24 protein-coding genes are annotated in these 26356 nt (G+C 62.0%); 13 read left to right on the top strand and 11 right to left on the bottom strand.

Annotated elements, in window-relative coordinates; genetic code table 11:
* Window positions 1-85 precede the first annotated feature (85 nt).
* The gene (locus FIV35_RS18920) at window positions 86-1795 is read left to right on the top strand and encodes an amidase (RefSeq protein ID WP_034138326.1); all 1710 of its coding nucleotides are present in this window, start codon (window positions 86-88) and stop codon (window positions 1793-1795) included.
* A gap of 29 nt (window positions 1796-1824) precedes the next feature.
* On the opposite strand, the gene FIV35_RS18915 is transcribed toward FIV35_RS18920, so the two are convergent.
* Together FIV35_RS18915 and FIV35_RS18910 are read right to left on the bottom strand one after the other, a co-directional pair.
* Entirely contained in the window at window positions 1825-2562 is a 738-nt protein-coding gene (locus FIV35_RS18915; protein ID WP_034138327.1) for a CPBP family intramembrane glutamic endopeptidase, read from the bottom strand.
* A complete protein-coding gene (locus tag FIV35_RS18910; RefSeq protein WP_034138328.1) occupies window positions 2559-2792 on the bottom strand; it encodes a DUF6434 domain-containing protein in 234 nt (77 codons plus the stop codon). Before FIV35_RS18910 ends, FIV35_RS18915 begins: the two co-directional genes overlap by 4 nt.
* A 243-nt stretch (window positions 2793-3035) precedes the next feature.
* Here FIV35_RS18910 and FIV35_RS18905 point away from each other — a divergent pair, with 243 nt between their 5' ends.
* Window positions 3036-3467, top strand: a complete 432-nt coding sequence (locus FIV35_RS18905; RefSeq protein WP_034113885.1) for a nuclear transport factor 2 family protein — start codon at window positions 3036-3038, stop codon at window positions 3465-3467.
* 24 nt (window positions 3468-3491) lie between these two features.
* Here FIV35_RS18905 and FIV35_RS18900 read toward each other — a convergent pair whose 3' ends face one another.
* A complete protein-coding gene (locus FIV35_RS18900) occupies window positions 3492-4817 on the bottom strand; it encodes an aminotransferase-like domain-containing protein (RefSeq protein ID WP_034138357.1) in 1326 nt (441 codons plus the stop codon).
* Between the two features lie 89 nt (window positions 4818-4906).
* On the opposite strand from FIV35_RS18900, the gene FIV35_RS18895 reads away from it, so the two are divergent.
* From FIV35_RS18895 to yghX, 3 genes are all read left to right on the top strand, one after another.
* Window positions 4907-5791 (top strand): DMT family transporter, encoded by an 885-nt coding sequence (locus tag FIV35_RS18895; RefSeq protein WP_034138329.1) that lies wholly within the window; start codon window positions 4907-4909, stop codon window positions 5789-5791.
* 99 nt (window positions 5792-5890) lie between these two features.
* Window positions 5891-6385 (top strand): PaaI family thioesterase, encoded by a 495-nt coding sequence (locus FIV35_RS18890; protein ID WP_034138330.1) that lies wholly within the window; start codon window positions 5891-5893, stop codon window positions 6383-6385.
* Window positions 6386-6429: 44 nt separating this feature from the next.
* Entirely contained in the window at window positions 6430-7317 is an 888-nt protein-coding gene (gene yghX / locus FIV35_RS18885) for a YghX family hydrolase (RefSeq protein ID WP_034138331.1), read from the top strand.
* Window positions 7318-7410: 93 nt separating this feature from the next.
* Here the strand turns inward: yghX and FIV35_RS18880 are convergent, their stop codons facing one another.
* Window positions 7411-8595: a DUF2252 family protein gene (locus FIV35_RS18880; protein ID WP_034098185.1), complete on the bottom strand. Its 1185-nt coding sequence runs from the start codon at window positions 8593-8595 to the stop codon at window positions 7411-7413.
* Window positions 8596-8679: 84 nt separating this feature from the next.
* On the bottom strand, window positions 8680-9558 hold the full coding sequence (locus tag FIV35_RS18875) for a LysR family transcriptional regulator (protein ID WP_034113891.1): 879 nt from the start codon (window positions 9556-9558) through the stop codon (window positions 8680-8682).
* 134 nt (window positions 9559-9692) lie between these two features.
* Between FIV35_RS18875 and ampC the strand changes: the two genes are divergently transcribed.
* Window positions 9693-10835, top strand: coding sequence for a class C beta-lactamase (gene ampC, locus FIV35_RS18870; protein WP_034138332.1), 1143 nt, complete (start codon window positions 9693-9695; stop codon window positions 10833-10835).
* Window positions 10836-10863: 28 nt separating this feature from the next.
* On the opposite strand, the gene FIV35_RS18865 is transcribed toward ampC, so the two are convergent.
* Both FIV35_RS18865 and FIV35_RS18860 read right to left on the bottom strand, forming a co-directional pair.
* Window positions 10864-12141, bottom strand: a complete 1278-nt coding sequence (locus FIV35_RS18865; protein ID WP_034138333.1) for an ATP-binding protein — start codon at window positions 12139-12141, stop codon at window positions 10864-10866.
* Window positions 12142-12849: a response regulator gene (locus FIV35_RS18860; RefSeq protein ID WP_034138334.1), complete on the bottom strand. Its 708-nt coding sequence runs from the start codon at window positions 12847-12849 to the stop codon at window positions 12142-12144.
* A 160-nt stretch (window positions 12850-13009) separates the two neighbouring features.
* On the opposite strand from FIV35_RS18860, the gene FIV35_RS18855 reads away from it, so the two are divergent.
* Window positions 13010-14209, top strand: coding sequence for an MFS transporter (locus FIV35_RS18855; protein WP_034138335.1), 1200 nt, complete (start codon window positions 13010-13012; stop codon window positions 14207-14209).
* Here the strand turns inward: FIV35_RS18855 and FIV35_RS18850 are convergent.
* On the bottom strand, window positions 14165-14767 hold the full coding sequence (locus FIV35_RS18850; RefSeq protein WP_034138336.1) for a MiaE family protein: 603 nt from the start codon (window positions 14765-14767) through the stop codon (window positions 14165-14167). The genes FIV35_RS18855 and FIV35_RS18850 overlap by 45 nt on opposite strands.
* A 150-nt stretch (window positions 14768-14917) precedes the next feature.
* Between FIV35_RS18850 and FIV35_RS18845 the strand changes: the two genes are divergently transcribed.
* On the top strand, window positions 14918-15781 hold the full coding sequence (locus FIV35_RS18845) for a universal stress protein (protein ID WP_083377867.1): 864 nt from the start codon (window positions 14918-14920) through the stop codon (window positions 15779-15781).
* A gap of 134 nt (window positions 15782-15915) precedes the next feature.
* Here FIV35_RS18845 and FIV35_RS18840 read toward each other — a convergent pair whose 3' ends face one another.
* Window positions 15916-16386, bottom strand: a complete 471-nt coding sequence (locus tag FIV35_RS18840) for a DUF1289 domain-containing protein (RefSeq protein WP_034098199.1) — start codon at window positions 16384-16386, stop codon at window positions 15916-15918.
* Window positions 16387-16784: 398 nt separating this feature from the next.
* Here FIV35_RS18840 and acnB point away from each other — a divergent pair, with 398 nt between their 5' ends.
* Window positions 16785-19394 (top strand): bifunctional aconitate hydratase 2/2-methylisocitrate dehydratase, encoded by a 2610-nt coding sequence (gene acnB, locus FIV35_RS18835; protein WP_034098200.1) that lies wholly within the window; start codon window positions 16785-16787, stop codon window positions 19392-19394.
* Between the two features lie 122 nt (window positions 19395-19516).
* Here the strand turns inward: acnB and FIV35_RS18830 are convergent, their stop codons facing one another.
* Entirely contained in the window at window positions 19517-20794 is a 1278-nt protein-coding gene (locus FIV35_RS18830; RefSeq protein ID WP_034138338.1) for a serine/threonine transporter, read from the bottom strand.
* A 261-nt stretch (window positions 20795-21055) separates the two neighbouring features.
* Between FIV35_RS18830 and FIV35_RS18825 the strand changes: the two genes are divergently transcribed.
* The 4 genes from FIV35_RS18825 (at window position 21056) to pdxR (ending at window position 25487) form a co-directional block, all read left to right on the top strand.
* Entirely contained in the window at window positions 21056-22009 is a 954-nt protein-coding gene (locus FIV35_RS18825; protein WP_034138339.1) for a 2-hydroxyacid dehydrogenase, read from the top strand.
* 129 nt (window positions 22010-22138) lie between these two features.
* The gene (locus tag FIV35_RS18820) at window positions 22139-23206 is read left to right on the top strand and encodes a phosphotransferase family protein (protein WP_034098205.1); all 1068 of its coding nucleotides are present in this window, start codon (window positions 22139-22141) and stop codon (window positions 23204-23206) included.
* Between the two features lie 9 nt (window positions 23207-23215).
* On the top strand, window positions 23216-23983 hold the full coding sequence (locus FIV35_RS18815; protein WP_034098207.1) for an SDR family oxidoreductase: 768 nt from the start codon (window positions 23216-23218) through the stop codon (window positions 23981-23983).
* Window positions 23984-24053: 70 nt separating this feature from the next.
* On the top strand, window positions 24054-25487 hold the full coding sequence (gene pdxR / locus FIV35_RS18810; RefSeq protein WP_034138340.1) for a MocR-like pyridoxine biosynthesis transcription factor PdxR: 1434 nt from the start codon (window positions 24054-24056) through the stop codon (window positions 25485-25487).
* Between the two features lie 115 nt (window positions 25488-25602).
* Here pdxR and FIV35_RS18805 read toward each other — a convergent pair whose 3' ends face one another.
* Window positions 25603-26232 carry a DNA-3-methyladenine glycosylase I gene (locus FIV35_RS18805; protein ID WP_034138341.1) on the bottom strand — a complete coding sequence of 210 codons (630 nt, stop codon included), beginning with the start codon at window positions 26230-26232 and terminating at the stop codon, window positions 25603-25605.
* Window positions 26233-26356: the final 124 nt, after the last annotated feature.

Here is a 26356-nt window from a genome sequence, read left to right as displayed (position 1 = left end):
CACCTATGCCGCCTCCGCGCTGGTTTTGTGAAATATCTGTCCGTAGACTGCCGCCATACCTCCCCTCTGAAGGCGGCGAAAAAACGTGATGCAAGTGACTGAAGTTTCCATTGCCCAACTGCGCGCGGCGCTCGAATCCGGCCAGACCACTGCCGTTGAACTGGTCAAGGCTTACCTGGCGCGGATCGATGCCTATGACGGTCCGCAAACGAGTACCGCGCTTAACGCTGTGGTGGTGCGCAATCCCCAGGCTCTGGAAGAGGCCCAGGCGTCCGATGCGCGCCGGGCCAAGGGCGAAACCCTCGGGCCGCTGGATGGCATTCCTTATACGGCCAAGGACAGTTACTTGGTCAAAGGCCTGACAGCGGCCTCCGGCAGCCCGGCGTTCGCCAAACTGGTGGCCCATCGCGACGCGTTCACCATCGAACGCCTGCGCGCCGGGGGGGCCATCTGCCTGGGCAAGACCAATATGCCGCCGATGGCCAATGGCGGCATGCAGCGCGGTGTGTACGGCCGTGCCGAAAGCCCCTACAACGCCGATTACCTCACCGCGCCGTTCGCCTCCGGTTCGTCCAATGGCGCCGGCACCGCGACAGCAGCCAGCTTCGCCGCGTTCGGCCTGGCTGAAGAAACCTGGTCGAGCGGCCGCGGCCCGGCCTCCAACAATGGCCTGTGCGCGTACACGCCGTCCCGTGGGGTGATTTCGGTGCGCGGCAACTGGCCGTTGACCCCAACTATGGATGTGGTGGTGCCGTTTGCGCGCACCATGGCTGACCTGCTGGAAGTGCTTGATGTGGTGGTCGCCGAAGACCCCGATACCCGTGGCGACCTGTGGCGCCTGCAACCCTGGGTGCCGATCCCCAGCGTCGCCTCGGTGCGCCCGGCGTCCTACGCACAATTGGCCGCCAGCCCGTCGGACCTGGCCGGCAAGCGCTTTGGCGTGCCGCGCATGTATATCAATGCCGACCCGGACGCCGGTACCAGCGAAAAACCCGGCATCGGTGGCCCGACCGGGCAGAAGATCCACACCCGTGCCAGCGTGATCGACCTGTGGCAGGCCGCGCGCCAAGCCTTGGAAGCCGCCGGCGCGGAAGTGGTCGAGGTGGATTTCCCGCTGGTCTCCAACTGCGAAGGCGATCGTCCGGGCGCACCCACAGTGTTTACCCGTGGCCTGGTGTCCAAGCAGTTCCTGCACGATGAACTGTGGGAGCTTTCCGCCTGGGCCTTTGACGATTTCCTGCGCGCCAATAACGACCCGGCACTCAACCGCCTGGCGGACGTTGATGGCCCGCAGATCTTCCCCCACGACCCCGGCACCTTGCCCAACCGCGAAGACGACCTCGCCGCCGGCATGGACGAGTACGTACGCATGGCCCAGCGCGGCATCACGCCATGGAATGAAATCGCCAGCGTGCCCGACGGCCTGCGCGGCCTGGAACAAACCCGGCGCATCGACTTGGAAGACTGGATGGACAACCTCGGCCTCGACGCGGTGCTGTTCCCCACCGTGGCCGATGTAGGCCCGGCGGACGCGGATGTCAACGAAACCAGCGCCGATATCGCCTGGAGCAACGGCATCTGGGTGGCCAACGGCAACCTCGCCATCCGCCACCTGGGCGTGCCCACCGTCACCGTGCCGATGGGCGTGATGGCGGATATCGGCATGCCGGTGGGGCTGACATTTGCCGGGCGGGCGTACGATGACTCGGCGTTACTGCGCCTCGCCTCGGCCTATGAAGCAACCGGCAGCAAACGCCTGATCCCGCCGCGCACCCCGCCACTGAACGCCCACTAACGGGTTCGATGCCTCGAACGCATTTCACCTCAGCCCACGTAGGGCACGGCAATCAGCAGGATTGCCGTGCCATGGCAAGCCGTTGCAGGCACTACCCCATAACGCATGCGCACCAGGGCACAGGCCAACCCTTCCACAAGGGTAAACAGCAGCACCGGCCATCCCAGTTGGGTCACGCTAAGGGCCAGGAAACTATGGCACGCGGCAAAGGCCACGCCGCTAATCAAAGCCGCGCGAATCGGCGCGACCTGCTGCTCCAGGTGGCCCTGTAAGAAACCGCGAAACAGCACTTCCTCCAACGCGTTGGCGCCGTAAGCCAACACGATCATGCCCGGCAACCACAGCCAATAGCCTGGGATCTGTTGAGCATCGACCCCTTGGTAGGTACGCAATGGCACGCCGATCAGACACCCCACCGCCAACCCCATCAACAACCCCGTTAAGCGGGTTCCTCGGTACCACACCACCAGTGCCCACAACGGCGGGGCCACGCGCGCAAGGCCTGCGATCAACAACAACGACAGCCCGCCTAACGTCGCGAGCACGACCGGGTTCGCGCTGAACGCGATCTGCATCTCGCTGCCAAGGGCCCACATGCGCAGCGGCGTCATTGCATCGCGCATCAGCACAAATGCCGCCAGCAGAATCAGAATGCGCATAGCCACCAGCGTTCTGGGGGTGAGCGCGAACCACAAGCCGAATAACAAAAGGCCTGGCGCCAGGTACGCTCCATAGTCCAGCAGGACCACGATTGCCTGGGCGATCATCGGTTCTCCAGCGCCGACCTGTTCACACCGTGCAAACGACACCACTGATCGGCTACGTCGCCCAAGGTGCTGGGTTCGCCGCTACGAAGCCACGCCATAAAGGCCCGGTCGAACTTAAACGTCGGCCCACACTGATCACGCATAAAACGCCGAACGTTCTGGGTGCTTTTGTATTGCGCGGTGATCGGGGTGGCGCGGGTGAGAACGTCACGATGCCAGTCAATGTCCATTTTGAGTCTCGGCTGAGTGATATTAAGGCGCTAGCATAACGGTGCGCCGTCCGCACGGGAAAGCACCAAGCCCTGAATAGCTTTCGACACGCACTGTTAGGACGTCACATAAATAAATCCCCTCTTACATCTCTCTATTTCTCTAGATAATCCAAATTTTACTTTCCATCCCAAGCTGATCTATTGCATGGTTGTACGACGACTTAATCGTCGTCTCGCCTCCATAACAATAAGGACCTCTCCATGCAAAACATCAAAGTGCTGATCGGCTTTCTATGTCTGTTCAGCGGCTACGTCGCCGCCGGCCCTGCCGCCGACGACCAGGATGTAGCCCAAGCCGTCGACCACCTGACCCAAGCCATGCTGCATAAAGACATCAAGCAATTGCAGGCCCTCACCGCCGAGAAACTGACCTACGGCCACTCCAGCGGCAAGATCCAGAACAAACAGGAATTTATCGCCGACATCGAAACCGGCCGCAGCGGCTTCAAGACCCTGGAAATGCAGAAGCAGACCATCACCTTGAACGGCGATACGGCACTGGTGCGCAACCACTTTCACGCCCAGGCGGTGAACAGTGGCGTCGAGGTGCCGACCGATATCGAGAACTTCCAGGTTTGGCAGAAGCAAAAAGGCCACTGGCTGCTGATCGGTCGCCAAGCGTTCAAGTTCTGACACACTCGGTGAGCCCAGCGCGGCTCACCACGCCACGATGCTGCGCACCTTGAGCAACGCCTCGCGCAGCGCCGGCATGTCCACCGACCCCAGGGCCAGGCGCAGCGCATGGGGCACATGGGTCGAGACCGCGAACGGCTCGGCGGTGGACACCGACACGCCCTGGCGCTGCAAAGCCATTGCCACTTGATCGGCGCGAGCGTCTTCGGCCAGCGGTAACCACAAAAAATACGAAGACGGATGACAGGTGTAATCCAACCCCTTGAGCACCTGCGCCGCCAGCGCTTGCCGCGCCTTGGCGTCCTCGCGCTTTTGCGCTTCCAACTGAGCCACAGTGCCGTCTTCCAGCCAGCCCAAGGCGATGGCGCTCATGATGCCGGGCACGTTCCATGTCGTGGCCATCACCCTGCGTTCAAGCGCGCTGACCCACGCCGGCGGTGCCGCGACAAACCCCACGCGCAAACCGGTAGCGACACTCTTGGATAACCCGCCCACATATACCGTGCGCTCCGGCGCCAGGCTGGCCACGGGCGGCGGTGCGTCTTCGGCGAGAAACGCGTAAGCCGCGTCCTCGATGATCATCAGATTGTGCTGGCGGGCGATGTCCACCAACCGCTCGCGCTGCGTCAGGTCCATCACCCAACCGAGTGGGTTATGCAGGGTCGGCATGCTGTACACCGCGCGCACCGGGCGGCGGCGGCACAACTGCTGCAGAGCGTCCAGGTCCGGACCGTAGGCGGTGACCGGCAGGGCAAGGATTTCCAGATGCAGGGTTTCGGCCAGCACCTTGAACCCCGAGTACGTCAGCGCATCGACGGCAATCACATCGCCCGGCTTGAGCAGCGCCATCATGGTCACCGCCAGGCCATGTTGCGCACCGCTGACCACCAGCACCTGTTCGGCCGCCACCGTTAAACCGCGGCTAAGCAAGTGCCGAGCGACGGCGGCGCGCTCGTGTATACGGCCGGCATGGGGCTGGTAACGCAGCAAGGCTTCCAGGTCGCCGGACAGCGCCAACTGGCGCAGAGCCGTGCGCAGCAAATCAGCCTGCCCGGGCAAGGACGGATAGTTGAAATTCAGATCGAGCAGGCCCGCCGCCACGTTCATCTGCCCACTGCCCTGCCCCGGCGGCAAGGCGATCTCACGGACAAAAGTGCCCCGCCCCGTCTCCCCACTGACCAGGCCCATGGCCTCCAACTCGGTGTACACGCGGCTCGCCGTTGCCAGCGCCAAGCCATGTTCGGCGGCCAACTGACGGTGCGTAGGCAGCCGGGTTCCGGGCGCCAGCGCACCTGAGCGGATGGCGTGGGCGAAGCGGTCGACCAGCAGTTTGTAACGGGCTCGCGGCATGGCGGCTGTATCCATGACAATTTTTTGATTGTCACAATCCTCGCTCCTAGGATGACGCCCACGCAACTTCTCTTTTTCAGGCAGACCTCATGGAACGTTCCCTCGACACCCCGCACACCCGCACCCAGGGCTGGATCAACGGTTTTATCGGCGTGGTGATCTTCAGTGGTTCACTGCCTGCCACGCGCCTGGCAGTGATGGAATTCGATCCAGTGTTCCTGACCGCGATCCGCGCCACCCTCGCCGCGCTGCTGGCGGTGTTGCTGCTACGGGTATTCAAGGAGAAACGCCCCACACGCCAGCAGTGGCTGCCTCTGGCGATCGTCTCGCTGGGCGTGGTGATCGGTTTCCCCCTGCTCACCGCCATGGCGTTGCAATACGTGACCTCCGCCCACTCCATCGTGTTTATCGGCCTGTTGCCGCTGGCCACTGCGGTGTTTGCGGTGTGGCGCGGTGGGGAGCGGCCGCGCCCGGTGTTCTGGTTGTTTTCGCTGCTGGGCAGCGCATTGGTGGTGGGTTACGCCTTGTCGCAGGGCCTGACCGCCGCTCCGGCTGGCGATTTGCTGATGCTGCTGGCGGTGCTGGTGTGCGGCCTGGGATACGCCGAGGGTGCCACGCTGTCGCGCAGCCTCGGCGGTTGGCAGGTGATCTGTTGGGCACTGGTGGTGGCACTGCCAGTGGTGGCGCCGCTGAGCCTTTTACTGGCGCCGTCGAGCGTCTCCGGGATCAGCCTGTCGGCGTGGCTGAGCCTGGGCTACGTGGCGTTGTTCAGCATGCTGATCGGCTTCGTATTCTGGTATCGCGGCCTCGCCCAGGGCGGTATTGCGGCTGTCGGCCAGTTGCAGTTGCTGCAACCGTTCTTCGGCCTGGCGCTGGCGGCTGGATTGCTGCATGAACAGGTCAGCCTGGGCATGCTGCTGGTGACGCTCATGGTGATCGCATGTGTGGCGGGCGCCAGGCGCTTTGCGCGGTGATCCGTCGTCGCGCAGCGGCACCATTAGCTCAGCGTTTTATTCCCATTCCTCGTTTGTCCTGCTAAACAGTGCTATCGCCACAGAATAAAAGGATGCGACATGCACGCCCCTTCACTGCAGGACACTACCGCGCCGGAAGGCGTCTGCTACGGCTGCGGCAGCAGCAACCCCCATGGTCTGCACATCAAGAGCCGCTGGGACGAAGACCGCATCCATGGGATCGCCGAGCATCAGCCCGACGCTCGCTATTGCGGCTGGCCGGACCTGGTCTATGGCGGCCTGATCGCCATGCTGGTGGACTGCCACTCCAACTGGACCGCCATGGCCTATCACTATCAGGCCGAACAGCGCGAACCCGGCAGCCTGCCGCGTATCGACTGCGTCACCGGCAACCTGGGTATCAAATTCATCAAGCCCACCCCCATGGGCGTGCCGCTGACGCTGCGTGCGCGGGTCGAGGGCGAAGTCGGGCGCAAAACCCAGGTAATCTGCGAGGTGTACGCCGGCGATGTGCTCACGGCCATCGGTGATTCGGTGTTCGTGCGCGTCGATACCGGCCAATTGGCTGCCGCTGCCCACGGTCGCAGCGACTGAACCTGGGCTACCCTCACTGCCATCGCTTATTGAGGACTGCACTAATGGAACGTCTGACCGCCAAAGACTTCGCTCCCGAACTGCTGGAACTCTATGACGGCTATGCCCACGGCACGATCAACCGCCGCGAATTTCTCGACCGCGCGGCGCTGTTCACCTTGGGCGGGCTGACCGCATCGGCGCTGCTGGCGGCGCTTAGCCCCAACTATGCCCTGGCCGAACAGGTGAAATTCACTGACCCGGCCATCGTCGCCGACTACATCACCTACCCCTCGCCCCAAGGCCACGGCACGGTACGCGGCTATCTAGTGCGCCCGGCCAATGCCAGCGGCAAACTGCCGGCGGTGGTGGTGGTGCATGAAAACCGTGGCTTGAACCCTTACATCGAAGACGTCGCGCGACGCCTGGCCAAGGCCGGTTTCATCGCCCTGGCGCCGGACGGTCTCACATCGGTCGGCGGCTACCCCGGCAATGACGAAAAAGGCAAAGCGCTGCAAGAGAAAATCGACCCGACCCGACTGATGAACGACTTCTTCGCCGCCATCGACTGGCTGATGAAACACGACAGCAGCACCGGCAAAGTCGGCATCACCGGTTTCTGCTACGGCGGCGGCGTGACCAATGCGGCGGCCGTGGCCTACCCCGACCTGGGCGCGGCGGTGTCGTTCTACGGGCGCCAACCGGACGCCAAGGACGTCGCGCGTATCAAGGCGCCGATCATGCTGCACTTCGGCGAGCTGGACACGCGAATCAACGAAGGCTGGCCGGCCTATGAGCAAGCGTTGAAAGCGGCCGGGACGACCTATGAGGCGTATATCTACCAGGGCGCCAACCATGGGTTTCACAACGATTCGACACCGCGCTATGACGACGCGGCGGCGAACCTGGCGTGGGAACGCACCTTGGGGTGGTTTCGCAAATACCTGGCGTGAGATCGACTGTCAGCGGGGGCTGCCTGCCGAAAGCTAGCACATGCAACGCTTGTGATGAGCAGGCTTGCCCTGCTCATCACGGCACGCTGAGGATCAGTGTTCCAGAGCATATCGCCGGCAATGGTTGAGGTAGCCTTGTTCATGGCTGCCCACCAGTTGCACCACGCTCGTCCATAGCCATGACGGCGCATCCAGTTGTCGGGTGCGGTTTTCCTGGAGCACTGCCATCCATGCTTTGCGGGTGGCGCGATCCATCTGGCGGGCGTGGGCGATGCCGACTACGCGGGCCAGATAACCGGCTGCGTGCATGGCATCGGTTTCGCTCAGTTCATCCAGCTCCAACTTCATGTCCTGGGGCAGCAGTTCCCGGATAAAAAAGCCGTGATCCAGAAAACGCGTCGCCACCATGCGCTCGCCCAATCCTGGCGATAGATGGCGTGCGCCTTCGACCACGCGACGACCATTGTCCCGAGGCATCTTCGCCCGCGGCGCTCGAGGTGCGGCCGCGCCCACGGCTTCCTTGATATCGATCAGGCAGTATTCCTGATCATCTTTGTCACCCACGCCGAGCAATACCGCATAGCGCATCAGGCCAAGGGAACTGCAGCCTTTTACCCAATACGCGGAGTCCAGCAGTTCAACCTTGGCATCCTTTGGCCGACCTTTGAGCGAGGTGACCAACTGTTGAATGTCATCCGAGGCGCAGACGTGCTCCAACGCGCTTTTTTCCGCGCGCGACAGCGACCAGAAGTGTTTGCCCAAGGGGATCGTCGGCCGCACGCTTTCGATCCGTTCCCGCGCCAGATTCTTCCAGGTGCGCGCCACCGCGCTGCGCATGCCGGCCTTGACCTGGGAGGGGCGTGGCGGGGCTTCATCCGGCTTGTCTTTGAAGGCTTGCTCGTAACCCAGCATCATTTCTTCGAGCATGCGCGCAGTGGTCACACCTGGCAGGTCCGAACCCCGCGCGGCGGTGGCCAGGGACAGGGCCAGGCGCACCAGATCATGGGCCGGGTTGCCGATCACCGTTTGGTCGAGGTCGCGGATATGCATGTCGATACGGCCGTTGTTGTCGCCGGTCGGGCCCAGGTTGCCGGCGTGGCAGTCGCCGCAGATCCAGATCGCCGGTCCATGGGGCAAGCGGCGCCCCGGCAGGCTGTGCAGCCACTCGTAAAACTGTACGGTGCTGCCGCGCACATAGGCGTGAGCCGAGCGCGCCATCTTCAGATTGCGCAGTTGAGTCAGGTGCGGCATGCGAGCGGAGGGGCGTGGAATTTTCATGAACAGCCTCAGGTGGGGCCACAGTAGATCGCAGCGCCCGGGAGAATGTTTCATTTTGTTTCAAGATAATGGCATTAGGACAGCTCAGACGTCGCCGGATTGCACTTGCAACCACTCCTTGAACGCCAACATTGCCGAGGTTTCGGCGCGCGATTGCAGGCGCGTCAGCCAGTAACTGCCGGTGTTGATGCCGACATCGAACGGCTGGCGGATCAGATCGTTCTCCAGTTGCCGCGTGAACATCAGCGCCGGTGCCAACGCAACGCCGATGCCTTGCAGCGCCGCATCCATCATCGCCAGGGAGGAGTCGAACACGATGCTGCGCGGCACCAGGGTGTCGACGGGCAAACCCGCAGCGTGAAACCACAGGCTCCACTCATCGGCGCGATAGGAGCGCAGCAGCGTGTGTTTCAACAGGTCGTGTGGCGTATGCAGTTGCTCGGCGATCGCGGGAATGCACAGCACCGTCAGCGGCGCTTCCAGCAGATGGCAGGCATCGGTGCCATGCCAGGCGCCGGCGCCGAAGCGTACTGCGTAGTCCAACCCCTCGGCAGCCACGTCGACACGGTTGTTATGGGTGGACAGGCGCAGGTCGATAAGCGGGTAGCGGGCCTGGAAGTCGGCCAGGCGCGGCAACAACCAGCCTACGGCGAAGGTGCCCACCGCGCCCACGGTCAGCACTTCGCGGTAATGCCCGCCTTCGAACTGGCCCAACGTCTGGGCAATGCGATCAAAGGATTCACGCAGCACCGGCAGCAGGGTTTCGCCTTCGCGGGTGAGCATCAGCCCGCGCGGCAAGCGTTTGAACAAGGTCACATTGAGTTGCGCCTCCAGGCTTTTCACCTGATGGCTGACCGCCGCCTGGGTCACGCACAGTTCAATGGCGGCGCGGGTGAAGCTCAAGTGCCGGGCCGAGGCTTCGAAGGCGCGCAAGGCATTGAGGGGCAGATGGGAACGCAACATGGGTTTGAGCCCCAATTTTTCTAATGGCAGGTGCGAGATATGATCGTTTGTCGACCGAATGAAATCCACCTAGATTTGCGGCGCCTGCGCAGGCCTTTATCGCTATCGCGACACTTATAGGGAAGCCAACCACCATGCGTCACTACGCACACACCCTCTTTCTTTCTGCGCTGCTGCTCGGAGCGGGCAGCTGCATCGCCAGTACCGACCTGCGCCCCATGGTCAACGCCAGCATCGAGCCGCTGATGCGCCAGCAAGGCATCACCGGCCTGTCGGTCGCGGTGATTCACCAAGGCCAGGTGCAATACTTTAATTACGGCCTTGCCTCCCGAGAAACCCAACAACCGGTCAGCGAAAACACGCTATTTGAAGTGGGTTCGGTCAGTAAAACCTTCGCCGCCACCCTGGGCGGCTACGCCCAAGCCACCGGCAAACTCACGCTATCGGACAAGGCCAGCCAGCACCTGCCGGCCCTCACGGGCAGCGCGTTCGAGCAGATCAGCCTGTTGCAACTGGCCACCTACACCGCCGGCGGTTTGCCGTTGCAGTTCCCCCAAGCCGCTGACACTGCAGGCGGCATGCTCAACTACTTCCAGCACTGGAAACCCACCTATGCGCCCGGCGCACAGCGGTTGTATTCCAACCCCAGCATCGGTCTGTTCGGTTATCTGGCGGCACAAAGCCTACAGCAGCCGTACAACGTCGCCATGGAGCAAACACTGCTGCCCAAACTGGGCCTGAAACACACCTATGTGAACGTGCCAAAGGCGCAAATGGCCCTTTACGCCCAAGGCTATGACAAACAGGACAAGCCCGTGCGCGTCAGCCCCGGCGCGCTGGACAGCGAAGCCTATGGCATCAAGACCAGCGCCCACGACCTCGCACGCTACGTCCTGGCGAACATGCGCCCGCAAACCCTGGAACAGCCGCTGCAACAGGCCATCGCCACCACCCATAGCGGTTATTACCGCGTGGACGGCATGACCCAGGCCCTGGGCTGGGAGTACTACCCCTACCCCATTTCGCTGCAAGCGTTGATCGACGGCAACTCCACGCCCATGGCCCTGCAACCCCATGCAGCCAGCTGGTTCGGCAAGCCCCAGGCGCAACCGGCCAATGTGCTGTACAACAAAACCGGTTCCACCGGCGGGTTTGGCGCCTACGTGGCGTATGTACCGAGCCAGGACAACGGCGTGGTGATCCTGGCGAACAGGAACTATCCGAACGCCGAACGGGTGAAGGTGGCACATGCGATCTTGAGTGCCCTGGCCCCATAACGCACTCAGGCGGGCGTGGTTCTGCGGGTCATTCGGCGTACGCCCAGGTCATGCGAAACGACGCCCCGCCCCATTCCGAATCCCGCACCTCGACCTGCCCGCCGTGCCACTGTGACACCCGCTGCACCAAGGCCAGTCCAAGGCCGAAGCCGCCAGTGCGGCGGTCGCGGCTGGCGTCCAGGCGCATGAAGGGTTGGAAGATTTTCGCGCGGCCGTCCTCAGGCACGCCGGGGCCGTCGTCACACACGCGCACTTCATAACCGTTACCGAATGCGAGCAATGACACGTGCACCCGGTGTTCGGCGTAACGAATGGCGTTGCGCAACAGGTTGATCACCGCGCGGGCCATAAAGCGCGGTTCGATCTGGATAAAATCCACCTCGCACACGCGCAACGATAACTGCACACCGGCCGCCTCGGCCTCCAGCGCCACGCTGCCGATCACGCTGTCGAGCCAGCTGTGGGCTTCGATGCGCTCGCGGGTGACCTGAGTGGCGCCGCGTTCCAGGCTGGCATAGGTGAGCAACTCCGAGACCATCTCTTCCAGTTCGCCGAGGTCTGCGTACATGTCGGCAATCAGTTCGCCGCGTTGGCGCGGGTCGGCCTGTTGCTTGAGCTGGTCGAGCTCGAACGACAACCGCGCAATCGGTGTACGCAATTCGTGGGACACGGCGTTAGTGAGTTCGCGCTGATTGGCGATCAGGCTTTCGATGCGTTCGGCCATCTGGTTGAAGTGGCCGGCCAGCTCGCGCACGGTGGAGCGGCGCGGCAGCAGGATGCGTGAGCCCAGGTCGTTATCGCCGAAACGCTGGGCAGCCAGGCGGATGTGTTCCAGGTCGCGCCAATGCGGGCGCACCCAAAAATACAGCACAAGGGCCAGGCACACCCCGAGAAGGCCATAGGCCCATAGGTACAGCCATTTGGGCTCTTCCGGCAGTTTGATCTCCAGCAACTGCGGGCCAGCGTCGATAGCGGCGAGGAACTCCTTGAAGTCGCCACGCACCACCAGCAGACCCTGAGCCAGCAGCGCTTGCTCCCGGGAGGTTAGCGCCTGGGTGTCTTTGTGCACCAATTGCAGACGCAGCCCATAGTGCGCTTGCAGCTCGGCGAGCCGGGCCTGGCGCTGTGCACTGGGTAATGGCCGCAGTTGTTCGACCACGCCATACGCCGGGCCACGCATGGCCTCGCGGTTGTAGGTTTCGTTGGCGTCGGGCAGCAGCTCGTCGAAGGTGTAGTTGACCAGCCAGATTGCGCCTGCCAGCCCCAACGCCAGGATCAGATACAAACGCAGGTACAGCCGCAGCACCTAGACCTCCCACGCAAAAGGATTGAACAGGTAGCCCTTGCCCCAGATGGTCTTGATGCACACCGACTCGCGGGGGTTGTCGTTGAGCTTGGCGCGCAGCTTGCTGATGTACACGTCGACACTGCGGTTGAGGCCATCGAAGGCGATGCCGCGCATGCGGTTGAGGATGTCATCGCGCGACAGGATGCTGCCAGCGTTGCTGGCCAGCAGCCAGAGCAGCTCGAACTCCATGGTGGTCAGGTCGATGCGCTCGTCCCCCAGGCTAACCACCCGGCAACTGCGGTCGATGGCCAACCGGCCAAACGCTAGGGCTCCGCGCACCGTAGGCTCCGGCGCCTGGCGGCGTTGCAATGCACGCAGGCGCGCCAGCAGCACCGGTGGTTTGATCGGTTTGATCACATAGTCGTCGGCGCCGGACTCCAAGCCCAAGATATGGTCCAGATCGTCCTCTTTGGCGGTGAGGATCACGATGGGCGTGTCCGACACCCGGCGGATCTCGCGACACACCTGCAAGCCACTCTGGCCCGGCAGCATCAAATCGAGCACCACCATCTTTGGCGTGAAGTCTAGAAAGGCCGCCAGGGCCTCGTCGCCCCGGTGTACCACGCGCACGTCAAAGCCATGCTGCGACAAAAAATGCGCGATCAGCCCTGCCAGCCGCTCGTCGTCCTCGACAAGCAGGACCTTGCCCAGCCCCAGGTTTTCCATAGGTTCTCAGTTGCAAACGGCGATTGATTGAAGAGCGCGCAGTATAGGTGGCAAGCTGCACCACTTGAGCGGCCGGCCAGCTTCGATAAGCCAAGCTTCATGTTTTTAAGAGTTTTTAACAAATAGGCCGCAGTTTTTAACGCCATCCACAGGGAGTTGTATGCGCAAGGATTACCTGGCGTTTTTCGTGTCGCTGTTCCTGTCGCGGCTGGCGGACCAGATTCTGTTGTTTATCGTGCCGCTGCTCGTGTTCCAGACCACCGCCAGCGTGGCGTGGGCGGGCCTTGCGTTTTTTGTCGAGTCCCTGCCGCGCTACCTGGCATTCCCGGTGTGCGGCGCGTTGTGCGACAAGTTTTCGCCGCTGCGGATGTTGCATATCAGCCAGGTCTATCGGGCATTGGCCTGTGCGGTCGCGGTGGCGCTGTATGGGTTGTTCGATGGGATTTATTGGTTGGTGATCCTGTCGGCCCTGTGCGGGGTGCTGACGACCCTGGGCATTATGGCGCGGGAAGTCGTGATGCCCCATGGCTTCGCACAGTACAGCTACGCTAAGACGTTGTCCTATTCACAGATTGCCGATCAGAGCGGCCTGGTGCTCGGCCCACTGCTGGCGGCGTTGCTGCTGGAAATGTGGAGCTGGCCGTGGGTGGTAGCAGGCGTCGCCGGGTTGTTCGTGCTGGCCGATCTGGCCATGCTGATCTGGCAACGCCACACCTCGATGGGCCTGCCCAGTCATGCGCAGCATTCCGATATCTGGCTGCAACCGCTGCGTATCGCCTTGGGCCACATCGGCCGCCTGGCGGCGTTGAAGCGCATCATTATTCTGGCGGTCGGCGTCAACCTGATCGTCGGTGTCACGCTGGCGACCTCGGCGGCATTGGTCACCGGCCAGTTCGCCGCCGGCAAGGACGCCTACGCCCTGCTCCAGGCTGGCGGAGCGCTGGTCACCATTGCGACTCTGTTCTACCTGGCCCGCGCCACTTTACCCTTGAAGCTGATGGGTGGGCTGGCGTATTCGATGATTGCAATCGGTGCGCTGATCACTGCGATCAGCCCTGATGTGGGGGTCTATACCGTGGGTTTCCTGCTGATCACCGGCTGCGACAAGATGTTCAACGTGTACCTGCGCAGCACCCGCCAGCGGGTCATCCCGGTTCAGGATTTCGGCAAGACGGTGGGGGTGATCACCCTGCTCAACAACCTGGCGCAACCCGTGGCGGGCTTGGCGATTGCGCTGTTGGCCACGCCCCTTGGCACGCAAACGGTGATCCTGTTATTAACCGGGATCACCACGCTGATCGGCCTGGCGGTCGCCTCAGGCTGGCACGCCACTGTGAAAGCGGAACTCGACGTCGGGTGACTCGATCAGCTCTTGCTCGGCCGCCCTTACCCGCTCGATCACGTGGGCGATGTCCTTGGCATCGCCATATTGGTAGGCCAGCTTCAAGTACCCCTGAAAGTGCCGGGCCTCGCTTTTGAGCAGACCGAAGTAGAACTTGCCGAGCTCGTCGTCCAGATGGGGCACCAGCGCTTCGAAACGCTCGCAACTACGCGCCTCGATAAACGCGCCGACCACCAGGGTATCCACCAATTTGACCGGCTCATGGCTGCGCACCACTTTGCGCAGTCCCGAGGCATAGCGCCCGGCGTGCAGCTGGCGCAGTTCGACCTTGCGCTTTTTCATCAGGCGCATGACCTGCTCGTGATGCACCAACTCTTCCCGGGCCAGGCGCGACATCATATTGATCAGGTCGACATGGGCGTGGTACTTGGCCATCAGGCTCAGTGCCGTACTGGCGGCCTTGAATTCACAGTTCTTGTGGTCGATCAACAGGGTGTCCTGATCGGCCAATGCGGCCTGGACCCAGGCGTCAGGGGTACGGCAACCGAGGAATTCGTGGATATCGGGCAGGTTCATCGGGCTCACGGGCAAAGGATCACAAAAGGGTGGCGATTATACCGACCGTGCCGCAGACCACCAGCCACTGGGCTTGATGTGTATCAACATGACGCCCGGCGCGGATCAACTATAGTTGTGACACCCCCCTTGTTTCCGGAGAAACCGACCATGCAAGACGTCCGCAGCATCCTGGTGGTCCTTGAAACCGAACATTCCGAGAGCCTGGCCCTCAAGCGCGCCAAGCTGATCGCCGGGGTGACCGGGGCGCATCTGCATCTGTTGGTGTGCGACCGCAAACACGAGCACTCCGCGCTGCTCAGCGTACTCAAAGCGAGCCTGACCGAAGAAGGCTACAGCGTGACCACCGAACAGGCCTGGAACGATAGCCTGCATGACACCGTCATCGCGGTGCAGCAGGCTGAAGGCTGTGGCTTGGTGATCAAGCAGCACTACCCTGATAGCCCGCTGAAAAAAGCCCTGCTGACTCCGACAGACTGGAAATTGCTGCGGTACTGCCCCGCGCCGGTGCTGCTGGTCAAAACCGCCACACCCTGGGCCGGCAAAGTGATCCTGGCCGCCATCGATGTGGGCAACAGCGATATGGAGCACCGCTCGCTGCACCATTCGATCATCGACCATGGTTTCGACATTGCCTACCTGGCCAAGGCCCAGTTACATGTGATCAGCGCCCATCCCTCGCCGATGCTGTCGGCGGCGGACCCCACGTTCCAGCTCAAGGAAAGCATCGAGGCACGGTATCGCGAGCAGTGCCAAGCCTTCCAGGCCGAATTCGATGTGGACGATACCCACCTGCATATCGAAGAAGGCCCGGCGGATGTGCTGATTCCCCACATGGCCAGCAAGCTGCAAGCGGCGGTGACCATTATCGGCACCGTGGCGCGCACCGGCCTGACCGGCGCATTGATAGGCTACACCGCGGAGGTGGTGCTGGATAAAGTGGAAAGCGATGTGCTGGTGCTCAAACCGGAGACGTTGATGGATCAGTTGCAAGAGCTGGCTGCCAAGGACTGACGCCAACTTCCAAGACAACTGAGATCCAAAGTGGGAGGGGGCTTGCCCCCGAAAGCAACCTGTCAGTTGCAACCTGTGTTAACTGACAGATTGCTTTCGGGGCAAGCCCTCCTCTCATATTTGGAATTGCGCTGTCAGTCAGCCAGCGCATCGTTCAGGAAAGCCGGCGCGATATAGCGCTGGTAGTGGGCCTCGGACAGGATAAAAAACTCACGGTCGATAGCATCGCGCAGTTCCGGCAGGGCCCAGTCACGAAACTCCGGCAACAGCACCATGCCATAGGCCTCCAGATTGGAAATCACCCGCGCTCCGCGAGCAATCAACTGATACGCCCAGCAGTACTCGGACTGGTGCGGCACAAAACGGATCTTGCGCTGTTCCAGTTGCCAACGCAGTTTCTGCGGGTCGAATACTTCAAGCTTGCCGGCCATCACCTGCACCAGCAGCTGCTCCAAGCGCAGCCATACCGCGCGCTTTGCCTCCTCGTCGTAACCGTTCCACTGGATCACTTCGTGATGGAAACGCTTGCAGCCGCGGCACACGAGATCGCCGTAGACCGTGGAGCACAGACCGACGCAGGGGGTCTTGATGGTTGAGTTGGACATGGGCGGCAACACGCAAATCAGCGAAACAGTGCGCCATGTTAGCCCTTTGTCTAAGCTCGATCACCCGGCAAACGTGACATGGCAACTTACCTTTAGTTTTTTTTTGCCGTAGAATCATCCGGCCTTGTAAGGCGCCAATAATCCGCTGGAAGCTGTTTTCAAAGCGTCACGAGCACAGTCGTTCCTTCAGAACGGTGTTGGCGATGGTGAATGACCCGGTAGGTCGAGCATCAGCGCCAACCCTCATCAGCTCCGTTCTGCAGGCGTAAAACTTTGAAAGCAGCTTCTGTAAGGAATGCCGGCAGCGCTGGCTTTGCGGCCCAAAAAGCCCCCGAGCGCATGCGTGCCGTTCATTTCTGGATGAGCGTCCCGTGGGACCACTGATGAGGGTAATAACTGTGCTTGAAGCCTACCGCAAACATATCGAAGAGCGTGCAGCCCTGGGTATCGTTCCCCAGCCGCTTAACGCCGAACAAACCGCAGGCCTGGTCGAGCTGCTGAAGAATCCTCCGGCTGGCGAAGAAGAATTCCTCGTTGACCTGATCACCAACCGCATTCCACCAGGTGTTGACGAAGCTGCCTACGTCAAGGCCGGTTTCCTGTCTGCCCTGGCCAAGGGCGAAGCCACTTCCCCCCTGATCGACAAAAAGCGCGCCGTTGAACTGCTTGGCACCATGCAAGGCGGCTACAACATCGTGACCTTGGTCGAGCTGCTTGACGATGCCGAGCTGGCACCTGTTGCCGCCGCTCAACTCAAGCACACCCTGCTGATGTTCGATGCGTTCCACGACGTGGCAGAAAAAGCCAAGAACGGTAACGAACACGCCAAAGCGGTGCTGCAGTCCTGGGCCGACGGCGAGTGGTTCAAGAACCGCCCGACCCTGGCCGACAAGATCAGCCTGCGCGTGTTCAAGGTCACCGGCGAAACCAACACCGACGACCTGTCCCCTGCCCCGGACGCCTGGTCCCGCCCTGATATCCCGCTGCACGCCCTGGCCATGCTGAAAATGGCGCGCGAAGGCATCGTGCCGGACGAGCAAGGCAAGACCGGCCCCATGAAGCAGATCGAAGAGATGCGCGGCCAAGGTTTCCCGATCGCCTACGTCGGTGACGTGGTCGGTACCGGTTCGTCGCGTAAATCCGCTACCAACTCCGTACTGTGGTTCTTCGGCGACGACGTGCCTTACGTACCGAACAAGCGTGCCGGTGGCTTCTGCTTCGGCAGCAAGATCGCTCCGATCTTCTACAACACCATGGAAGATGCCGGCGCACTGCCAATCGAGTTCGACGTCACCAACATGCACATGGGCGACGTGATCGACCTGTACCCGCATGCTGGCAAAGTCTGCAAGCACGGCACCGATGAAGTCCTGACCACCTTCGAAATGAAGACCCCAGTGCTGTTGGACGAAGTCCGCGCCGGCGGCCGTATCCCGTTGATCATCGGCCGTGGCCTGACAGACAAGGCCCGTGCCGAGCTGGGCCTGGGCCCGACCGATCTGTTCAAGCTGCCAGAAGCCCCGGTCGACACCGGCAAAGGCTTCACCCTGGCACAGAAGATGGTCGGCAAGGCGTGCGGCCTGCCGGAAGGCAAAGGCGTGCGTCCAGGCACCTACTGCGAACCGAAGATGACCACCGTAGGTTCTCAGGACACCACCGGTCCGATGACCCGTGACGAACTGAAAGACCTGGCGTGCCTGGGCTTCTCCACCGATCTGGTGATGCAGTCGTTCTGCCACACCGCGGCCTATCCAAAGCCGATCGACGTGACCACCCACCACACCCTGCCTGACTTCATCATGACCCGTGGCGGTGTATCCCTGCGTCCAGGCGACGGCATCATCCACAGCTGGCTGAACCGCATGCTGCTGCCGGACACCGTCGGCACCGGCGGCGACTCCCACACCCGTTTCCCGATGGGCATCTCGTTCCCAGCCGGTTCCGGTCTGGTCGCGTTCGCCGCCGCCACCGGCGTCATGCCGCTGGACATGCCGGAATCGATCCTGGTGCGTTTCAAAGGCAAAATGAAACCTGGCATCACCCTGCGTGACTTGGTTCATGCCATTCCTTACTACGCGATCCAGGCTGGCCTGTTGACCGTAGAGAAGAAAGGCAAGAAAAACGCCTTCTCCGGCCGCATCCTGGAAATCGAAGGTCTGAACGACCTGACCCTGGAGCAAGCGTTCGAGCTGTCCGACGCCTCGGCCGAACGTTCGGCTGCCGGTTGCACCATCAAGCTGTCCAAAGAGTCCATCACCGAGTACCTGAACTCCAACATCACCCTGCTGCGCTGGATGATCGGTGAAGGCTACGGCGATGCACGCACCCTGGAACGTCGCGCCCAAGCGATGGAAGCCTGGGTCGCCAACCCGGAGCTGATGGAAGCCGATGCCGACGCCGAATACGCCGAAATCATCGAGATCGACCTGGCCGAAATCAACGAGCCGATCCTCTGCGCACCGAACGACCCGGACGATGCCCGTCTGCTGTCCAGCGTTGCCGGCGAGAAGATCGACGAAGTGTTCATCGGTTCGTGCATGACCAACATCGGTCACTTCCGCGCTGCCGGTAAGTTGCTGGAACAGGTCAAGGGTCAGCTGCCAACCCGTCTGTGGCTGTCGCCGCCGACCAAGATGGACGCTCACCAACTGACCGAAGAAGGCTACTACGGCATCTATGGCAAGGCTGGCGCACGCATGGAAATGCCGGGCTGCTCGCTGTGCATGGGTAACCAGGCACGGGTAGAACCGAACTCCACCGTGGTGTCGACGTCGACCCGTAACTTCCCGAACCGTCTGGGTGACGGCGCGAACGTCTACCTGGCTTCGGCTGAGCTGGCGGCTGTCGCTTCCACTCTGGGTCGCCTGCCGACCGTCGAGGAGTACATGGGCTACGCGGCCAAGCTGGACACCATGGCCAGCGACGTCTACCGCTACCTGAACTTCGACCAGATCGCCGAGTTCCGCAAGATCGCGGCCAGCGCCAACATCCCGGTGCTGCAAGCTTAACGGTGTGTTGATGTGAAAAACGCCGTGTATCGCAAGATACGCGGCGTTTTTTTGTGCCTGGAATAAGCCATTGGTGCCAAGACAAAACAATGGCGGGAGAGGACCAGCCCCTCCCACACCACTTAAGCCATCAGCGAATACACCAACGCCGTAATCGCCACCAGACCAACCGCCGTGACAAACACGTTGGACGCCTGCCCACGGTATTTGGCCATGGCCGGCACTTTACGGATGGCGTACATCGGCATCAGGAACAGGATCGACGCAATCACCGGGCCGCCGAGGGTCTCGATCATGCCGAGGATGCTGGGGTTGAGCGTGGCGACGATCCAGCACACCACCAGCATGAAGGCGGCAGTCATACGGTCCAGGGTCTTAGCGGCCGGGCGGCGACCGGTTTTAAGCACCAAGCCCTTAAGGCCTTCACTGGCACCGATGTAGTGGCCCAGGAACGATTTGGCGATTGCCACGAACGCGATCAGCGGCGCGGCGAACGCGATGGTCGGGTTGTTGAAGTGGTTGGCCAGGTACGACAGGATCGACAGGTTCTGCGCCTTGGCTTCGGCCAACTGGGCCGGCGACAGGGTCAGCACGCAACTGAACACGAAAAACAGAACCATCGCCACCATCAATAGGTGCGCGCGGGACAGGATCTGCGAGCTGCGCTCATCGGCATTGGCGCCGTATTGGCGCTTCTGATCCACCGCGAACGCCGAAATGATCGGCGAGTGGTTGAACGAGAACACCATCACCGGAATCGCCAGCCACAGCGTATTGAGCAACGCCGACGGCGCCGGCACCTCGCGGGCGGTGCTGAGGATGCCGCCGGTCCAGTGCGGCACCAGGTACACCGCCAGGAACAGCAAGGCGACGATAAACGGATACACCATCAGGCTCATGGCCTTGACGATCACCTGCTCGCCGCAGCGCACCACGGCCAGCAGGCCCAGGATCAGCACGAACGACAGGATCGCCCGTGGCGGCGGCAGGATGTGCAGTTGGTGCTCCATAAAACTGCCGACGGTGTTGGTCAGCGCCACGCTGTAGATCAGCAGGATCGGGAAAATCGCGAAGAAGTACAGCAACGTGATCAACGCCCCGGCCTTGATACCAAAATGCTCTTCCACCACGTCGGTAATGTCGGAGCCTTCACGACCGGACAGCACGAACCGCGTCAGGCCACGATGGGCGAAGAACGTCATCGGGAATGCCAGCAGCGCCAGGATCACCAGGGGCCAGAAGCCGCCCAGCCCTGCGTTGATCGGCAAGAACAAAGTACCGGCGCCAATGGCGGTGCCGAACAGGCCGAGCATCCAGGTGGTGTCCTGGCGGCTCCAGCGCGTGAGGGTTGCAGGTGTCGTTGCATAGCGTTCGTCGACGCTATTGGCCTGATCATTCATCCAGTCGGATCTCCGCATTTACACAGCCGGGACGAGTCAGAAAAACCTGACAGGCAGCGCCCCGACCATAGAAGGGGCCGGATTGTCCGGGATTCTCGTGAAGAAGCAAAGACTTAGCTGAGGAATGGTTGACCGGTGCAGCCGCAAACAGTCACGAACTTGCCCGATCCCACGAGCAGTAAATTTTCCTTCCCGATAAAACGCTCTGTCTTACAAATCCAGCATACTGGTCCTGTCTACCCTCCAAGGAAGAGCCTTGCGATGACCACCACTGTTCTGGTCCTGGTTGAAACCATCAACGACTACCTGCCCATCATCGAAAGCAACGACTTTCATGTGATCCTGGCGCCGACGCCCGCCGAACGCGCTCACGCCATCAAAGCCCACGGCGGGCAGATCCAGGCCGTGCTGACCCGTGGCCCATTGGGCCTTTACGCCGAGGAAATCGCCGCCTTGCCACAGCTGGAGATCATCTGCGTGATCGGCGCCGGCTATGAACACGTCGACCTACAGGCGGCCAGCAATCGCGGGATCGTAGTCACCAACGGCGCCGGCGTGAATGCACCTTCGGTGGCCGACCACGCCATGGCGCTGTTGCTGTCACTGGTACGCGGCATCCCACAGAACGACGCCGCCGTACGGCGCGGCGAGTGGCCCAAAGTGATGCGCCCATCCCTGGGCGGCAAACACCTGGGCATTCTCGGGCTCGGCGCCGTCGGCCTGGAGATCGCCAAACGCGCGGCCTTGGGCTTTGGCATGGAGATCAGTTACCACAATCGCCAACCTCGGGATGACGTGGACTACACCTACTGCGCCACGGCCCTGGATCTGGCGCGCACCGCAGACTTCTTGATTCTGGCCACGCCCGGCGGCGACGGCACCCGGCACCTGATCGACCGGCGCGTACTGGACGCCCTCGGCCCCCATGGCTATTTGGTGAACATCGGACGGGGCAGCGTAGTGCTCACCGCCGACCTGATTGCCGCCCTCGAACAGCGGCGCATCGGCGGTGCGGCGCTGGATGTGTTCGACGACGAACCCAAGGTGCCCGACGCCCTCAAGCGCCTGGGCAATACCGTACTCACCTCCCATGTCGCCGGGCTGTCGCCCGAGGCCGCCCATGACACCGTGCAGCGCGTGGCCGACAATCTGGTGGAGTATTTCGCCGGGCGCCCGGTGCTCACCCCGGTCGCCCTGCCCCCGCCCGTAAAATGACCGATCAGGCACGTTGATCATCCTGCAACACGCTAACCTATTAAACCGCCCCGACCTTGTGGCTGGGCGGTGGCGCGCATTAGATTAGCCAATAGTCCGAGGCCTTTAGAATAAGCAGAAGGGATAAGCATGGCGCTGAACGACCAATCCACCCAGATTCGCCCCGGCGAGGAACTCGATGCCGGCCTGATCGATCCCTACCTCAAGGCCCACATCCCGGGGTTGAGCGGCACGCCCACCATCAGCCAGTTTCCCGGTGGCGCCTCCAACCTGACTTACCTGCTGGAATACCCCGATCAGGAATTCGTACTGCGCCGCCCACCTTTTGGGCACAAAGCCAAGTCCGCCCACGACATGGGCCGCGAGTTCCGCATTCTCAACCAACTCAAGGATGGCTTCCCCTACTGCCCCAAGGCCTACGTGCATTGCACCGATGAGTCGGTGATCGGCGCCGAGTTTTATGTGATGGAGCGCGTCAACGGCATCATCCTGCGCTCCGACCTGCCCGCCGAGCTGGGCCTGGATGCAGCCAAGACTCAAGCACTGTGCAAAAGCTTTATCGACAAGTTCGTCGAACTGCATCAGGTGGACTACACCGCTTGCGGCCTGGCCGACCTGGGCAAGCCCGAAGGCTACGTGGCGCGGCAGATTCGCGGCTGGAGCGACCGCTACGAAAAAGCCCTGACCCCCGATGCGCCAAAATGGGAGGCGGTACGCGCCTGGCTCAACGACAAGATGCCGGCCGATCACCCCACCTCCAGCATCGTGCATAACGACTACCGCTTCGACAACGTGATCCTCGACCCGCATAACCCGATGCAGATCATTGGCGTGCTGGATTGGGAACTGACCACCTTGGGCGATCCACTGATGGACCTGGGCAACACCCTCGCCTACTGGATCGAAGCCGCCGACCCGGCGCCGGTGCAATTGATGCGCCGCCAGCCGAGCAACGCGCCGGGCATGCTCACTCGCCGAGAATTCGTTGACTACTACGCCGAACGCGCGGGCATCCGGATCGATAACTTCGATTTCTATTACACCTACGGCCTGTTCCGCTTGGCTGGCATCGTGCAGCAGATCTATTACCGTTTCTTCCATGGCCAGACCCAGGACAAACGCTTCGCGCAGTTCATCCAGATGAACGCATTGCTCGAGCAGATGAGCCTGAATGTCATCAGCAAATCAGCCCTTTAAGGAATCCCCATGTCCAAGACCCACCTGTTCGACCTCGACGGCAAGATCGCATTTGTCTCCGGCGCCAGCCGTGGCATCGGCGAGGCCATCGCCAAGTTGCTGGCCCAGCAAGGCGCCCATGTGATCGTGTCCAGCCGCAAGCTCGAAGGCTGCCAGCATGTGGCCGATGCGATCATCGCCGACGGCGGCAAGGCCACGGCGGTGGCCTGCCACATCGGTGAAATGGAGCAGATCAGCCAAGTATTCGCCGGTATTCGCGAGCAGTTCGGGCGCCTGGACATCCTGGTCAACAACGCCGCCACCAACCCGCAGTTCTGCAATGTGCTGGACACCGACCTCGGCGCGTTCCAGAAAACCGTAGACGTGAACATCCGTGGCTACTTCTTCATGTCGGTCGAAGCCGGCAAGCTGATGCGCGAAAACGGCGGCGGCAGCATCATCAACGTGGCCTCGATCAACGGCATCTCGCCCGGCATATTCCAGGGCATTTACTCGGTGACCAAGGCTGCGGTGATCAACATGACCAAGGTGTTCGCCAAGGAATGCGCCGAGTTCGGTATACGCTGCAACGCGCTGCTGCCGGGCCTGACCGACACCAAATTCGCCTCGGCGCTGGTCAAGAACGACTCGATCCTGAAAATGGCCCTGGCGCAGATCCCCCTCAAGCGCGTAGCCGACCCGAGCGAGATGGCGGGTGCAGTACTGTTCCTGGCCAGCGACGCCTCCAGCTACACCACCGGCGTGTCGCTGAATGTGGACGGTGGCTTCCTGTCCTGAGTGCCGGCGCAGCGGTACAGATCGATTTGCGAGTAATCTTGGCGCCGATCGATCTGTCTCAGGATGAAACATGGAACTCCACATCGTCATCAACGGGCGTAAGGACCTCGCTGCGCAGCTTTATCAGCAGTTGCGCGAAGCCATCGCCGCCGGGCGTCTCACGGCAGGTGCGCAACTGCCGCCCAGCCGCTTGCTGGCCGAGCAATTGGGCATATCGCGCAAGACGGTGTCCGATACCTACGCCACGTTGACCTATGAAGGCCTGCTGGTGGGCAGGATTGGCCGCGGGACCTTCGTCAACGCCTGGGCCCCACAACCTGATCGCGTACAAACCGCTACAGACCTGGCCTGCTCCGCCAACCTGGCGAAGTGGCAGGCACTGCCCTCGCCCATGCATCACCCCGCCAACGACAAGCGCCTGCGCTACGAATTTATCGGCGGCGCCACCAGCCGCCAGCAGTTCCCCCAGGATGAATGGCGGCGCTGCACCCAGCATGCCCTACGGCGTATCGCCGAGCACAGCGGCTTCTACAGTCAACCCGAAGGGCTGCCGGCGTTGCGCAGTGCCATCGCCGGGCATATCGCGTTTTCCCGAGGGGTCAACTGCCGCGACAGCGACATCGTGGTCACCAACGGCGCGCAACAGGCACTGGACCTGCTCGCCCGCGTGGTGTTGGAACCGGGCAGCATTGTCGCCATGGAAGACCCCGGCTACACCCCCGCGCGCCAACTGTTCACGGCACTGGGCGCCCATGTCGCCAGCGTGCCCGTGGACGCGCAGGGTATCCAGGTCGACCAGATCCCCGACGGCACGCGCCTGATCTACGTCACCCCGTCCCATCAATTCCCCCTGGGCATGCCCATGAGCCCGGCGCGCCGCGAAGCCTTGCTGGCGCGTGCGTTCGACCTGGGCGCGATCATCATCGAAGACGACTACGACAGCGAATTCCGTTACGAGGGCCGCCCTACCGATTCCCTGCAAAGCCTGGACAGTCGCGGCGTAGTGGCTTATGTCGGCACCTTTTCCAAGACCCTGCTGCCCGAGTTGCGCCTGGGCTACGTGGTGCTGCCACCGGCGATCCACGGCGCGGTGCTCAAGGCCAAGCTACTGACCGACCAGCACAGTTCCACGCTGCCGCAGTGGGCATTGGCCAAGTTCATCAGCGAGGGCTACCTGCTCAAGCACATCCGACGCTGCCACACGGTATACGCCGGGCGCCGCGAACGTATCCTGGAGCGCCTGGCGGGCGATCTGTCGCCATGGTTCGAAGCGGTGCCCACAGTGGCGGGGTTCCACCTGGCGGCGCTGTGCAAGGTGCCGGTCAATATTGCGCTGCTACGGGAGCTGGCGCGCCAGGTGGACGTCGGCCTATACCCACTGGAGGTGTTCTTCCATGACGCGCCGGTGCGTGCAGGCTTGATTGTCGGGTTCGGCGCCATTGAACTGCTGGATATCGACCCGGCCCTGGACAGGGTGCGCGATATTCTGCTGAAGATTGCATGACGCTCTATAACCCGGCCGCCGGGCGGGATTTTGGGTCAGTTAACGAGAGGTCGACTGACCCAGCGTCATCGGGGGCAAGCCCCCTCCCACAGTTTCAACCGCCCGATTCGGCAATTCAGGGGCGCTTGAACTGGCGCCGCAGCGCTTCAATCTGCGGGAGGCATGCGCATCCTTCGAGATGATCATTGACCATCCCCATCGCCTGCATCAGCGCATACATCGTGGTTGGCCCTACAAACGTCCAACCACGCTTCTTCAGCGCCTTGGACAATCGCACCGAGGCCGGTGATGTCGGGTTACCCGTCCAGTAAGCCAGGTCCACCACGGCCGGGCGCTCTTGCGGGCCGGGTTCGAAGGCCCATAACCACTGCGCCAGAGAGCCGGTCTCGCCCACCAGTTCACAGGCACGCCGCGCATTGTTGATGGTGGAGACGATCTTCGCTCGATTACGCACGATGCCCGGGTTCTGCATCAGACGCAGGATATCCGCCTCGCCGTACTGCGCCACGCGGCGAAAATCAAAGCCGTCGAACGCTGCACGAAACTGCTCGCGCTTGCGCAGGATGGTGATCCACGCCATCCCCGCCTGAAACCCTTCCAGGCAGATTTTCTCGTACAGCTGAATATCATCGGCCACCGGCACGCCCCACTCATGGTCGTGGTAATGCAGGTATTCCGGCGCGGCACCGCGCCAGGCGCAGTGTCGGTGCCCATGCTTATCGGTGCTCAAACCTAGTGTGTCCATTCGCCCCCCTTCTGTGCCGAGCGCCGGATGATAAGCGAAAATTTTTGCACGCCGCCAACCGCTCAAGCATCGCCCTTACCGACCCACTGGTCAGACCGGGACCTGCCAACCGCCGAATTATTAC

This window comes from Pseudomonas rhodesiae (assembly GCF_007858255.1).
Classification (GTDB): domain Bacteria; phylum Pseudomonadota; class Gammaproteobacteria; order Pseudomonadales; family Pseudomonadaceae; genus Aquipseudomonas; species Aquipseudomonas rhodesiae.
Note: the sequence above shows the minus strand (reverse complement) of the source record. Positions and strands in the feature narration are given on the sequence as shown.